We start from the raw sequence: 13,636 nt of genomic DNA, 5'->3' as shown, positions 1-13,636 counted from the left end.
TTAGGATACCAATTTTTCGTGGATGTTTTGATAAACAGGGTCAAAGATATCATTGACAAAGAAATGCCAGACGCCGATCAAGACAAAAAAGAGAAGGGCTGGCATGTAGTAGCTAATGACGCCAAGTAGCGCGGTTCCAAGGATGAGCTTCAGAACCGGACGAATGTCCAGCAACATTCCGATCAAACTGAGCTTGATACTGTTGGCATAAGAGAGAGCAAAATGCACTTGCAATTTCAAATAAACGGCATAAGCTAGAGGCGCAACCAAGAGGAAAACCAAATTAAACAAGAGAACCAAAATTTGGAAGAAATTCAAGTGAGGAATCTGGACCATGAGGTACATGCCATAGAGGAGGATTCCTTCAATGGCAAAGAAGGTGTAAAAGACTTGATTAGCCGGAACCAGATTTTCTTTGAAGAGTTCCCAAGCGCGTGACCAATGGTAGTCTTTGTAGTTCATGCCATTTTCCGCATAGAGGCTCATGATAGTGGCACTGGCTGGTCCTACTCCTAGAAGAATGCCCCCACAGATCGTCAAGACCCAAAAAATCCCTGTTACCAGCATGGCAACATAGACTCTCGTAAAAATGAACTCGATGATTTTTCCCATCATTCAGCCTCTTTCCCAATTAGTTATTCTATTATATCATAAAAATAAAACGCTTTCCCCATATTTGCATTAGTAAATTGAAATATTGATTTTCATTTCCAAGATTCATTTTCATAAAAAACTTAAAAAGGCTCTGGAGATCCCTCCAAAGCCTTTTCACACGACCTATTTCTTATTTTTTAGAAGCAAGGTATTCGTCGTATTGTTTTTGCATTTCGTCAAGCACTTTTTGGTAAGCACCTTCTGATTTCAATTTTTCAAGCATCTTAGGAACTTCTACTTCAGGATCCACAGTACCAGTATTGATCGCACCTGCGAATTGGTTCAAAGTATTTGTAAGAGCAGTGATTTCTGATTTCACTTTATCTGTGTTAAAGATGAAACCAAGTGCTGGAGATTCTTTTGCAGTTTCCAAGTCTTTCTTAGATTGTGCAATTTGTTCATCTGTTACGTTTTCGTTGATGTAAAGGATCCAGTTGTTACCAGTGTTCCATCCAGACATGTGAGTGTTTCCGTTGTAGCCATCCAAGACTTTGACACGGTTTTCTTTACCTTCAACTTTTTCCCAGTTCTTGCCTTCTGGTCCGTAAACAAGACCGTTCAAGAGTTCTGGGTTTGTATTCAAGAGGTTCAATACTTCCATTGCTTTTTCTTTGTTCTTAGAGTTATTTGAGATAACAAAGTTAGCTACTTGAGTGGTGTTGTTCTTCTTGTAAAGTTCAGTAAATGGTTTGATGTCGATCTTACGGTTTGCTACACGAGTAAGCAAGCTGTTACCGTAGTCAGCTGGCCCTACTGTTTCTTCACGAACCAACCATGTATCTTGAGAGAGATCATAACCAGTGTCGCTAGTTGCTACGTCTTTTGGAATGTATCCTGCTTCGTAGTATTTGTGAAGAGTCTTCAAGTTTTCTACATAACGAGGAATTGTGTAACGGTCAACGATCTTAGTAGTGTCACCTTTCAAGTCAACCACGAATGGAAGTCCATCAACAGCTACGTAGTCGAAGTCATCTGAAGGTCCACCGTAGCTCTTGTTCATTGCAAATGGAACAACGTTTGGATCTTTTTCTTTGATAGCTTTCAAGACTGGTTCAAGAGAAGCATAGTCTTTCACGTTTGAAACATCGATACCATATTTTTCAAGAAGTGGTCCGTTGAAAGCAAAGTTTTGAGAAGATGCAACGTTAGCTGCTACTGGAACAGCATAGATCTTGCCGTTTACAGTGTTCCCTTTGATGTAAGCTGGGTCAAGTGCTTTGTAAAGGTCTTTCCCTTCTTTCTTGTACAATTCTGTCAAGTCAGCATAAGCACCTTTTTGAGCGTTGATAACGTAGTTATTAGCAAAGGCAATATCATAGTTTTCACCAGATGAGATGATAACGTTCATTTTTTGTGCGTAGTCACCCCAACCAAGATATTGGATATCCAATTTTGCGCCAACTTTCTTTTCAATGATCTTGTTGGCATTTTTAAGAAGAACATCCAAGTTATCTGGTTTATCACCGATTTGGTACATCTTGATGATTGGTTTACCGTCTTCAGTTGTTGCAGACTTCTTGTTGTTCCCTGTAAGGTTTCCACAAGCAGCAAGAGTAGCTCCAAGAGCGATGACACTAGCAGATGCTAACGCGTATTTTTTCCAATTTTTCATAAGAAAAATCTCCTTTATGTTATTTTCTTTTTAGACTAAGTTATGAGTTGAAAATCCTGCTGATTTTCAATAAACGATGTTATTCTTTCACACCACCGATGGTCAAGCCTTTTACAAAGTAGCGTTGGAAGAATGGATAGAGAATGGCGATTGGCACTGTTGCCACAACCACCATGGCCATACGTCCTGTTTCCCGTGGGATGGATTGTACAGCTCCTGCCAATTGGCCGGATACCCCGACGTTTTTAGCGATGTAATCCATATTGTTTTGGATTTGCATCAAGAGGTATTGCAATGGGTAAAGGTTGTCACTCTTAATATAGAGGAGGGCGTTGAACCAGTCATTCCAGAACCCTAAAGCGGTGAACAAACTGATGGTCGCAATCCCTGGAAGAGACAATGGCAAGCAGATTTGGAAGAAGATCCGTGTTTCACTTGCCCCATCGATCCGAGCGGATTCAAGGATGGCTTCTGGTATGGTCCGTTTAAAGAAGGTCCGCATCAAGATGATGTTAAATGGACTGAGCAACATTGGGATAATCAAAGCCCCGATGGTATCACCTAACTGCAAGAGTTGAGTGGTCACAATGTAGCTTGGAACCAACCCTGCACTAAAGAGCATACTAAGGAGTGAAAATACGGTAAAGAACTTGCGGTATTTAAAGGTACTCCGTGAGATTGCGTAAGCATAAGTTGTGGTGATAAAGACATTACATGCTGTTCCCACAATGGTCACAAACAAGGTAATGAAGAGGGCTTGCAAGATTTTGTCTTTGAACTGTACCAAGAAGAGGTAACCATCAAATCCAAATTTTGCTGGCCAGAATTGGAAACCATGGACTGCCAAACTTTGTTCGTCTGTCAAAGAGATCATGACAACGAAGATGAAGGGAAGCACACAGGTCAAGCCGACCAAGGTCAACAACAAGGTAAAGAAGAAGTTGCTCTTCTTACTGAAAGAATGGATCCCGACATTATCAATTTTTTCTTTTTGAATGGTTGATTTTTTCATACGATCCTCCTTTCTAGAAGAGAGCGGCATTCTTATCAATGCGACGGGCAATGATATTTGAGATTAAAACAAGAACCAAACCGACTACCGATTGGTAAAGACCGGCTGCTGCTGTCATCCCGATATCCCCTGACTTGGTCAAACCGTTGTAGACATAAACATCAATAACGTTGGTCACACTATAGAGCGCTCCAGCATTATGCGGGATTTGGTAGAAAAGACCGAAATCTGCGCGGAAGATATTTCCGACTGCAAGAATAGTCAAAACCGTAATCAAGGAAGACAACTGAGGAATGGTGATGTTGCGAATGCGTTGCCACTTAGACGCACCATCCACAGTCGCTGCTTCATAGTAAGTTGGGTCAATTCCCATGATGGTTGCATAGTACATGACACTGCTATAACCAAAGCCTTTCCAGATTCCTAAGAAGAGGAGAAGCGCTGGCCAGATCCACAATTCCGAGTAGAAATTGATGGCTTTCATACCAAATGAAGTTAAGATGTGGTTGACCAATCCTTTGTCCACGTTAAGGAAGGCATCGGTGAAGAAGCTGATGATAACCCATGATAGGAAGTATGGGAAGAGCATGGAGGTTTGAAGCACCTTGACCACTCTTTTTGATCTCAACTCACTAAAGATGATGGCGATCCCAACGGAAACAATCAATCCTAAGAAGATGAATCCTAAGTTGTACAAGACCGTGTTTCTTGTAATAATGTAGGCATCTTTGGAACTAAAGAGGAACTTGAAATTGTCAAAGCCAACCCACTTACTCTTCATGACACTGTCAATGAAGCCCTCTCCCGTAATATGATAGTCCTTAAATGCTACGATATTCCCAAAAACCGGAATATAGAAGAATAAGATTAACCACGCTGCACCAGGTAAGACCATTAAAAGAAAAATGAAATTTTCTCTCAGAGTCCTTACAAACTTTTTCATTTAACTCCCCCCCTTTGAGCCTTGAGCGTGTTTATTTGCTTTGGTAGCGTTTACATCACCTATTATAAGATAGCCCATTTACATTTTCAAACTCCTAATTATAGAAAAAATTCTACAAATTTATGACATAGCTTTAAAAAAGAGTAGAAAAGGGTGGTCGTAAAGACAGCTCCTCTTCTACTCCTAGCCACTGTGGATGAGACTTCTGTCATCCAACTTGGCATTTTTTACGTTGTATAAATGGTTGAAGCCGTCGCAATAGTATGCCACTGGTTAGCCGTTGTGGCTGCGAAGTCCTGATCCCCGTAGAAATCGTTGAATGGCAAGATCTCTACTTCTAGTTCATCGATACGAGGGATTTCGCCTGCTAGGTAGTTTTCAATACGGCTTTCAGCTCGCTTGATCCGCTGCAAGAGTCCACCCATACGAATATCTACGGTATCCAAACCAAAGACCTTGTTTTCTTTCAACCATTGGTGGCTAAAGAGAGCATGTAAGTGTTCAATCTGGCTTCTGAGTTTTGGTAATTCTTCCCGAGCAATTTGTTGCAAGCTCTCTTTATCACCTGCGTGATAGGCCTCACGGATGCGTCGACCTACATCCACTTTACTACTTAAAATGGCATTCAACTGAGCCTGGGTTTCAAAGAGATAGGCGTAGATGCCTGCTTTTTCTTTGATAGCAGCAAGAGTCTCAGCTGCTTGGGCAAAGTGTGGCTTATCCTGTTCAGGTGTCATGTGTTTGTCAAGAATTGGGCAGAGAACATCCTGATAAAAGACATAGCGATTGGGGTTAATGCCACTGAGATTGTCTGGTAGGTCTGGCAAGAGGTTGGCCAGATCCAGCTGCATAAAGTCCTCAACGGATAGACCAGTATTAGTCTTAAAGTGAGCAGATAGACACTCTAAATTATTGCGATAGCTGAGCTCCGCCCAGATTTGTAAGCTCGGTAGGATCGAGAACTGGGCTGTTTCACCACCATTGTCCCCCCAGCCCGTCACAATGACTTCCTTGATCTGGTTGGCACGGCAAGCTTTATTGGCTTCAAGAGCGATGAGACGACTGAAATGGTTGTGGGGTGTGAAGCCAATCCACTTCCAAGCCCCACCAGCAAAGGCAATATCCTGACTAATCTTATGGTGATTACGGAAGTTGCGGTTGTATTTTTCCTCGCTATCTTGATAATAATCCCAGTAAACCAAGGTCACACGGTCTTTGAGACGGTCAAGGTAAACACGCGTTTCTTCTGGAATTTCCACCTCACGGTCGTACTGGCCATCTGCTGACATGAGTTTGAAGAACATATCGCTCCACATCTGGCAGTGGAAACCGTACTTGTCCGCAATATCCAGCACGCGCTCCAAGTGTTGGCACATGAGAAGACTCCGATCCACCATACCGTTCAAGATGAGGTAGCGTCCCAAACCAACCAGGTGAGCTTCATCCATCCCGATGTTGACCTTGCGAGTTTGTAGTTTAGATAACGTCGCAAACATACCGTCAATCAGGTCGTAGACTTTTTCTTCACCGATGAGGAGGATATCTTCTACATCGCGGAGTTGCTGCACTTCTTTAACCCCCCATTTGACAAAGGCTGATAAGTGGGCCAAGGTCTGGATACATGGGACAAAGGTCATGTCAAACTGTTGGGCGTAGCTTTCGATTTCCTGTAACTCTTCAGCTGAGTATGCTCCACGGAAATAACCAAAGTAAGGTTGCCCCTCGATTTGATAAGTGTCTTCCATGTAGAGCTCAAAGGTTGAGTAACCCATGAGAACTAGAACTTCAATCATCTGCTTGGCTGATGCGACATTGAGCACGGCATTGCGCGAACAATCCGCCATATAGGCTAAATCTTCATAAGCCGCCTGCTCCTCAATCTCTACCTTATCCCCTTCTGCTAAAGCTGTTGCGAGGACAGACAAGGCACGGTAGAGTTGATGAGGTTTACGGTAGGTCAGTTGATACTGCCCATTCTCTCCCTTGATAGAAATAGAAGCATGGCCAGACTGAGCGACTACCACTTCTACATCTGGTAGAGAAATGTGATTTTGGAGCAACTCTAAAGCTTGCGCTTGTTTATTGCTGATTCCGGTAAAAGTTACCATTGGTTTTCCTCCTGTAACCAGTTGACAAGGGCACCGTAGAGATTGGCATCTGCCTGATAGGTGCAAGCTTGAATCACTGGAGCAATTGTATATTCTTCATATCTGTCCACAAAAGTATCTACTGCTTTTTGAACCCCTCTGATAAAATCTGGATTCTGACTGATAGAGCCACCCAGGCTAATGACATCTGGGTCGATGAGATACTGGATATTGAGCAGTCCTTGGGCTAGGTTGCGATTCATCCGCTCAATAGCTTCTTGGCAAAGGGCATTGCCTGCTGCCGCCTCTTGGTACACCTTGCGGCCATCCCAGTCAGACTGACCAGATTTTTCAATGACATAGCGCACCATATTTCCTGTTGATGCTAGTTGTGACCAGTTATTGAGCTTTGCTGCAGGTTCGATGGTTGTCATGTAGCCAAACTCACCGCCCAAGCCATGACGACCACGGTGAAGCTTGCCATTGATAATCATAGCCCCACCAATTCCTGTCCCAATCACAACACAGGCTGCATTTTCAATCTCAGGATGAGCTAAGAGTTCACTCAGCCCAACGCAGTTGGCATCATTTTCTAGATGGACAGGAAGCTTATGATGAGAAAGAGCCTCATACCATGAAAAACCATGGATGTATGGAATGGCACTGATCCCCTCAATTACCCCTGTTTCTTGGTTAACAGCTCCTGGTACACTCATGGCAATCCCACGGTAGTCCTGTTCTGACAAGCGTTTGTCCAACCAAGCTAGCAACTCTTCCAGAGTCTCTGGCGTTGGGGTGCTGGCCTTATCTAAAATCTTTCCATCAGGAGTGAGACTAGCAAACTTAATCCCAGTCCCTCCGATATCAATCGTTGCAATGGTCATTGCTTTTACCTGTAAAAAGGAGCGAGTCAGCAGTCGGTTCTTACTTTTTCGCTCCTCCTTTCCTTTTATTGTTTCTTCAGCTGCAACCAGCTAGACTTCTTCTTTTTTAATCCATTCTGTCCGGATTTCTTGCGGTGCCAATAAACCTGTATGGACCGGATACGGTTGTTCAAGAAGATCGACAACCGTTTGTTGTCCTTCTGACACGCGCACATTTTCTTGGCTCATATTGTAATAGCGAAGGATGTAACCTTCTTCATTTTCTGCTACCTTAAAGGCTGTTGGACAAACCTGAGGATGTGTCAAGGCTGTATGCTTGAGTAAGCTACCAGATGCTGCTACACTTCCTTCTTGTTTTTCAACTTGAAGGCTGGTCATCGGTGTCTGCAAAGCTTTAGCTCGGCGATAAGCAGAGAAGCGTCCCTGAGCTTGATGGCATTCTACTGCATATTCAACCTCAAAGTCCCGTAAGCATTGTGCTTCTGGTGTTGGGAAATAGCCCCAGTCACCAAGTTCACCGGAAGCACGGAGAAGTGTTACAGCTATCGTATCGTCTCCAAGGATTTCGTATTCATGCAATCCTTTATTGGCCACTGTTACCCCTTTGACGTCATCATACAAGCTGACGAAAGCTTGCTGGTGTTGAGGATTTTCAGGATTTTCCCAAGAAGCAGCCGGTTTATTTGGCCGTGTGACCACCTCATAAATGCTTTCCGAGTCATTGCTTGGACGAGTGTTATGAGTTTTGACCAAGAGACGAATGCGGTGATCCTTAGCAGTATTGGTAAAGCGTGTCTTGAAGCGAATTTGCGGGTCATCCACAAAGATGGTCATCTCCGTTTCAAGAGGGATGGTTGTCATCTCTTCTGAGCGACTTGCCTTGCGGTTCATAAACTCGATAATGCCTCTTTGCTCCGCATCCAATTGTTCATCCGCGCTAACCGGGATCGTCAAGTCATGCTTGAGCAAGATTTTGGCATAGCGAGCATTGTTTTCCAAGACCTCATAAGCTGTTAACTCCGCATAGATCGGCTCTGTTCCTTTTGGTTGGAAGTAGATATATTCATTACCGATATCACCACGATCTTCAAAACGAAGGAAATCCTCATAAGCCTCATTGGTCGTTTTATCATAGAGGGTCAAGCCATCATCGATACTAAGGGTTACAAATGGCGTATCAATCACCCCATTTTGGAAAAGACCATCATGATGAGGTGCTTTGCCTTCCAAGAGCTGGAAGGTGGTCCAAGAAAGAGGCGCTAGGTGAACCGGAACCGTCACGCGCACTTGACGCGCGATATAAGGTTGACGGAATTTATCCTTAGGCAGGGTATAGCCAAAGCTTGCTCCCAAGTCCTCAATCTCTGCTTCTACAAGATGCCCATCTAAATCTTCTACGTGGTAGTCTGGCAAGGTCAAAGCGGCCATTTTCTTGAAGCCCTCTGTCGGATGCAATTCCTTAAATGGACAAACCGCTACATCGACAATCGTGCTGACGGTGTCCACCTTATTGTGCAAGCCAGTGTTGATGACCGTAAAGAGGTGCTCACTCTGGGCTTTTTGAGTTGCTAGTTTACCCTTCCATTCGTTGAGAAGGTTGGTCTTGACAAAGTTTCCAACTTGGTTGACCTTGGCAAAACGAACTTCCATTTCACGGTGAACATCATCTATGCTACATCCACAAATACTATCGTGTGGCGCATTTTGTAAGAGTGTCTTCCAGGCATAGGTCAATTGATCCTTGTGGTTGTGCCCACCAGTAATGATGGTCAAAGGTTCCACCACTTGCTCGAGCAAGTTGCTGTTTTCTTGGAAAGCTTGCTTGAGATAAATCCGAGAGGAAGACGTATTTGCCAGTGTGTACCAACCATCGGTTTCCTGACTAGTCAATTCTCCCGTAACCGTAGATAATTGCTCAGGAAGCGCACTTTCCACTGCTTGCACATATTCATCAAAAGAGCTATGAATAAAGGTCACGTCAGGGAAGAGTTCGTTGGCCACGCGAATAGCTTCACTCAAGTTTCGTTGAACCGGTTGGTGGTCACAACCGTTCATCATCAACCATTGGTTGGTGGAGGCATAGTCACGAACATCTGCCAATTTTTGTTTCCAGAAAGCCAAAGCTTCATCTTTATCCACTGGAATTTCGTTCCCGTTACTGTACCAGTTGGCAAAAAGAATACCAAGCACACGGCTACCATCTGCCCCTTGCCAGTACATTTCAGAAAATTGAGAGGTAAATTGCTCATCTTCGAGGACTTGGTTGTCAAATCCGATTGGTTTGACCCCACGCCCAAAGGCTGCTACGTGAATCCCTGATTTTTGAAGGAGTTGAGGAGCTTGTCCCATATTTCCAAAGGTATCTGGGAAGTAGCCAATCTGCGTAGATTTGCCCCATTTAGCGCATTCAGCCTGTCCGATCAAGGTATTGCGGACATTGGCTTCGCTGGAGATCAAGTAATCATCCTGCAAGATGTAGAAGGGACCAATCTTGAGCTTGCCCTCGTCGATATAGCGCTGCACCTTGTCACGGTTTTCAGGGCGAATTTCTAAATAGTCGTCAAGGACAATGGTTTGTCCATCCAAGTGGAAACTTTTGAATTCAGGGTCATTTTCAAAAAGATCAAAGAGATTGTCAAAGAGTTCCACCAATTGCATGCGGTGACTTTCAAAAGGTAAATACCACTCACGATCCCAGTGGCTGTGAGAGATGATATGTACAACAACATTTTCCATGAGTAAAACCTCATTCTAACTTAAATTTAAAAATATATTTTTGATTCTTTCCCAGAATCTGTTAAGCGACAGCTCATTAGCGAATATCCAAGTAATCCAAGACCAATTCACAGAACATCATGTTGGCCCAAGAGAACCATTCACGCGAGTATTTGGTTGGATCATCTACATGGAAACTTTCGTGCATGACGCCCGTGCCTCCATCGCAGGCAACCAACTGGTCCAGCAAATGTTTTTTCTCAGCTTTATCATTTGTTGTCAATCCTTGAATGGATAAAGCAATCGGCCAGATATAGCGATAAAAGGTATGAGAACTTCCGAGCCCACTAGCATACTTCCCTTCATAGAAGTAAGGATTTTCAGGGCTCAAAATCGTCCGACGAGTAGCTTGGTAGACCTCATCGTCAATGGCGCAATATCCCAGATAAGGAGCTGCCAACAAGCTTGGCACGTTTGGATCATCCATGATACTAGCATTTCCCAAACCGTCTACTTCAAAAGCATAGATCTTCTCGCCCTTGCTGTTAGTCGTGTAGGCGTAGTTTTCGATCCCTTCTTGAATCTCCGCTTGCAGGCGTTTGGCATCTACAATGATCCTTTCACTATCGGCTAGATTCAAGTCTGCAAAGATTTCTTGCACATAACCCAAGACAACCACTGCAAACATATTAGACGGAATCAAGTAGCTATACTGACAGCAGTCATCACTTGGACGAAAGGCTGACCAGGTCATCCCTGTCACGGCGAAATCTGGCCCAAAGCCATCATTCACCAGCGTGTCTTCCTTACGATCTGTATCCCGAACGAAGCGATAAGGGGAGTTCTTGTGGTCTTGTTCCACTGTCCAGAGATGAAGGATTTCCTTGGTCGCAGTGACAAAGGTTTCATCAAATTGGCTAGTCTCACCAGTTTCCTTCCAAAGAAGATAAGCCAGCTGCAAGGGGTAGCACAGCGAATCCACTTCATACTTGCGCTCCCAAATCCAGCCATTCAAGTCGGTATGGTCGGTCTCGTGGTGGCCTTTCCAGTTCTCCTCAATATTAAAAGAGTTAGCATAGGGATCCTTGAGAATCAAGGTCATCTGGCGTTTGACCAAGCCAGCAATGGTCTGGCGCAATTGGGGATCTCGTTTAGCTACATGAAGATAGGGTCTCAATTGAGCCGTTGAGTCACGCAACCACATAGCTGGGATGTCCCCTGTTAACACAAAGGTTGACCCATCTTCCAAGATTTCAACTGTATTGTCCAAAGTGTCTGTGTAGCAACGCTCAAAGACATCCACCCACTCCGGGTACTCCTTGGCACGTTCTGCTACTTGGTCCAGCCATTCTCTGACGATTTCTTTTGAATAGGTCATTTATTTTCCTCACACGTATCGATTCTTTCCTATTCAGTATAAAAGATTTCAGATGGGAAATACATACGCAAACTATAGCCCTTTTTCTACAAAATTTTCCATTTGATAAAAACGCTATCATATTTGACAACACTTTGATACAATGAAGAAAATACCAGCGCGTGTTCAAAAAAAATACAGATCATTTAAGGTTGATGAAGAAAAAGGAGACAAGATGCGCACACATTGCCAGACCATCGATACCCGCTGGGGAAGCGATAATCATCCCCACTATTCCCACGGAAACACCCTCCCTTATACAGGAGTCCCTTTTGGAATGAATTACTTCCTTCCCCAGACGACACACGAACAAGGAGCTTGGTTTTTCAACCCCAATCTCCCTATTTTTCAGGGATTTCGTCTCACCCACCAGCCTAGTCCTTGGATAGGAGACTACGCTTGGTGCCTCATCACGCCCATCACAGGGGAAGTTGCAAGTTCCGACCTCTTCCGTCGTCAAAGCAGTTATTCGATGAAAGAAGCCGTTTTCCAGCCCCACTACCTTCGTATTTTTTCAGAACGTTATCAGATTCAAAGCGAGCTAGTTCCAAGCCACTACGGGGCTGTCATGCGCTTTCGAGCACCAGAAAAGCTGACACTCTGTTTTCATGCAGCAAATGAACTAGAGGACTTGACCCTGACAGACCAAACCTGCCACTTCCATATTCTGGATCAGGCCCATACCGCAGATACTTCCTACTCTTTCTATCTCCAGTGGCAATTTAGCCAGCCGATCGAGAACGTCACTCACATCGATCAAGATCTTTTCCTGACCTTTTCTAGCAATGAAGTGACCGTCCAATTAGGAACTTCTTATCTGTCCCAAGACATGGCTCACAGCCATCTTCCCAACCTTTCTCTAGAGGAAGCTAAAAAAGAAGCAGCCGATCAATGGAATCAGCTGCTAAAACGAATTGAAGCAAAAGATACCGGAGGGCGTGACCAAGCCTTTTTCGATCATTGCCTTTACCGACTCCTCCTTTTCCCTCAAACCTTTTATGAAACAGATACCGAGGGAAATGACTGGCACCTGGATGTCACTCATAATGAAATCAAACCAGGAAAAGCTTATACCAATATCGGATTTTGGGACCTCTTTCGGACCTCTTTTCCGCTCTTTAGCCTTGTCTACCCCGATTATTACCGTCACTTTCTCGAAGGATTTTTAAACACTTACAAGGATACTGGTTTTCTACCAAAATGGTTGGCCCCAGATGAACGAGGAATGATGCCAGGTACCCTCATCGATGGAGTCTTTGCGGATGCTGTCACAAAAGGGATCGCACCAGACCTACATGAAAACATGCTGACAGCCATGCTCCAAACGGCCCAAAAAACAGATCCTACTCAACATTTTGGTCGCCATGGCAATGAAAGCTACAAGACCCTTGGATATCTACCCGATGATTTTCACGAAAGTGTGAGCCACAGCCTAGATTATGCTTATAGTGATTTTTGCATTGCTACCGTTGCCAAGCAATTGAGTCATGCAGAAACAGCCGCTCGCTATGCTACTTCCAGCCTCTCCTACCGAACATTGTATGATGCCCAAACGGGCTTCATGAGAGCGCGATCCACCAATGGAAACTTTAAAGAGCCCTTCTCTCCTACCAGCTGGGGAGGAGATTATGCAGAATGCTCTGCCACCCAGGCTACTTTTGGAGCCTTACACGACCTCTCCGGCCTGATAGAGCTGATGGGCGGTAAAAAAGCCTTCACCCAACGACTGCTGGATCTGGCCAATCAAAGACCTCAATTTGACGTAAGAGGATATGGCTATGAAATCCACGAAATGAGTGAAATGGCCCAAGCCCCATTTGGGCAGATTGCCATCTCCAATCAACCCAGCTTTCACATTCCCTACCTCTTCCGTCACAGCCTTCATCCCGAATACACCAATCTCCTGATCCACCAGATCCGTTCCCAAGCTTTTCATCAAGATTTCCAAGCCTATCCAGGTGATGAAGACAACGGTAGCCTATCTGCTTGGTACATCTGGTCAGCCCTTGGGCTCTATCCAACCTGCCCAGGAAAACCAATCTATGATCTGGGACTCCCTCTCTTTAAAGAAGTCCTTCTCCATCTTCCCAAGCAAGAGCTCAAGATTTGCGCCAACTCACACACTGCAGGCGCCTATTTCATCCAAAAAGCCCTATTAGATGGCAAAGAGAAACAAGAGATTTCCCATCAAGATCTCCTTGAAGCCCAATTGCTCCAGTTTGACCTTTCATGGCTCCCCCCACATGCATAAGAAAAAGAAAGTGGGACAGAAATCGGTCATTCGTTAGAATTCGATTTCGTCGTCCCACCTC

Annotated in this window: 9 protein-coding genes; 1 reads left to right on the top strand and 8 read right to left on the bottom strand. The window is 44.4% G+C overall.

Going from position 1 to position 13,636, the window contains the following annotated elements:
* From ADG03_RS08890 to ADG03_RS08855, 8 genes are all read right to left on the bottom strand, one after another.
* Entirely contained in the window at nt 1-612 is a 612-nt protein-coding gene (locus ADG03_RS08890) for a YesL family protein (protein WP_049472892.1), read from the bottom strand.
* A gap of 172 nt (nt 613-784) precedes the next feature.
* Nucleotides 785-2,266 (bottom strand): ABC transporter substrate-binding protein, encoded by a 1,482-nt coding sequence (locus ADG03_RS08885; RefSeq protein ID WP_049472894.1) that lies wholly within the window; start codon nt 2,264-2,266, stop codon nt 785-787.
* A 79-nt stretch (nt 2,267-2,345) separates the two neighbouring features.
* Nucleotides 2,346-3,278, bottom strand: coding sequence for a carbohydrate ABC transporter permease (locus ADG03_RS08880; protein WP_003004100.1), 933 nt, complete (start codon nt 3,276-3,278; stop codon nt 2,346-2,348).
* Nucleotides 3,279-3,291: 13 nt separating this feature from the next.
* Entirely contained in the window at nt 3,292-4,221 is a 930-nt protein-coding gene (locus ADG03_RS08875; RefSeq protein WP_003009701.1) for an ABC transporter permease, read from the bottom strand.
* A gap of 227 nt (nt 4,222-4,448) precedes the next feature.
* Entirely contained in the window at nt 4,449-6,329 is a 1,881-nt protein-coding gene (locus tag ADG03_RS08870) for a beta-N-acetylhexosaminidase (protein ID WP_049472895.1), read from the bottom strand.
* Entirely contained in the window at nt 6,323-7,192 is an 870-nt protein-coding gene (locus ADG03_RS08865) for an ROK family protein (protein ID WP_049472896.1), read from the bottom strand. The genes ADG03_RS08870 and ADG03_RS08865 overlap by 7 nt, the downstream gene beginning before the upstream one ends.
* Before the next feature lie 90 nt (nt 7,193-7,282).
* Complete coding sequence (locus ADG03_RS08860) at nt 7,283-9,928, bottom strand: alpha-mannosidase (RefSeq protein ID WP_049472897.1); 2,646 nt, start codon at nt 9,926-9,928, stop codon at nt 7,283-7,285.
* A 76-nt stretch (nt 9,929-10,004) separates the two neighbouring features.
* Nucleotides 10,005-11,285, bottom strand: coding sequence for a glycoside hydrolase family 125 protein (locus ADG03_RS08855; RefSeq protein ID WP_049472899.1), 1,281 nt, complete (start codon nt 11,283-11,285; stop codon nt 10,005-10,007).
* Nucleotides 11,286-11,499: 214 nt separating this feature from the next.
* Here ADG03_RS08855 and ADG03_RS08850 point away from each other — a divergent pair, with 214 nt between their 5' ends.
* On the top strand, nt 11,500-13,575 hold the full coding sequence (locus ADG03_RS08850; RefSeq protein ID WP_049472901.1) for a GH92 family glycosyl hydrolase: 2,076 nt from the start codon (nt 11,500-11,502) through the stop codon (nt 13,573-13,575).
* The last annotated feature ends 61 nt before the right edge of the window (nt 13,576-13,636 follow it).

Origin of the sequence: Streptococcus parasanguinis (assembly GCF_001069785.1) — a bacterium.
GTDB classification, from domain to species: domain Bacteria; phylum Bacillota; class Bacilli; order Lactobacillales; family Streptococcaceae; genus Streptococcus; species Streptococcus parasanguinis_T.
The sequence above is the reverse complement of the archived record's forward strand: the minus strand, read 5'-3'. Positions and strand labels throughout refer to the sequence as shown.

What these genes read in the sequence shown, in the direction of transcription:
- ADG03_RS08890 (WP_049472892.1), bottom strand. Translation starts at nt 612, where the DNA reads ATGGGAAAAATCATCGAGTTCATTTTTACGAGAGTCTATGTTGCCATG.
- ADG03_RS08885 (WP_049472894.1), bottom strand. Translation starts at nt 2,266, where the DNA reads ATGAAAAATTGGAAAAAATACGCGTTAGCATCTGCTAGTGTCATCGCT.
- ADG03_RS08880 (WP_003004100.1), bottom strand. Translation starts at nt 3,278, where the DNA reads ATGAAAAAATCAACCATTCAAAAAGAAAAAATTGATAATGTCGGGATC.
- ADG03_RS08875 (WP_003009701.1), bottom strand. Translation starts at nt 4,221, where the DNA reads ATGAAAAAGTTTGTAAGGACTCTGAGAGAAAATTTCATTTTTCTTTTA.
- ADG03_RS08870 (WP_049472895.1), bottom strand. Translation starts at nt 6,329, where the DNA reads ATGGTAACTTTTACCGGAATCAGCAATAAACAAGCGCAAGCTTTAGAG.
- ADG03_RS08865 (WP_049472896.1), bottom strand. Translation starts at nt 7,192, where the DNA reads ATGACCATTGCAACGATTGATATCGGAGGGACTGGGATTAAGTTTGCT.
- ADG03_RS08860 (WP_049472897.1), bottom strand. Translation starts at nt 9,928, where the DNA reads ATGGAAAATGTTGTTGTACATATCATCTCTCACAGCCACTGGGATCGT.
- ADG03_RS08855 (WP_049472899.1), bottom strand. Translation starts at nt 11,285, where the DNA reads ATGACCTATTCAAAAGAAATCGTCAGAGAATGGCTGGACCAAGTAGCA.
- ADG03_RS08850 (WP_049472901.1), top strand. Translation starts at nt 11,500, where the DNA reads ATGCGCACACATTGCCAGACCATCGATACCCGCTGGGGAAGCGATAAT.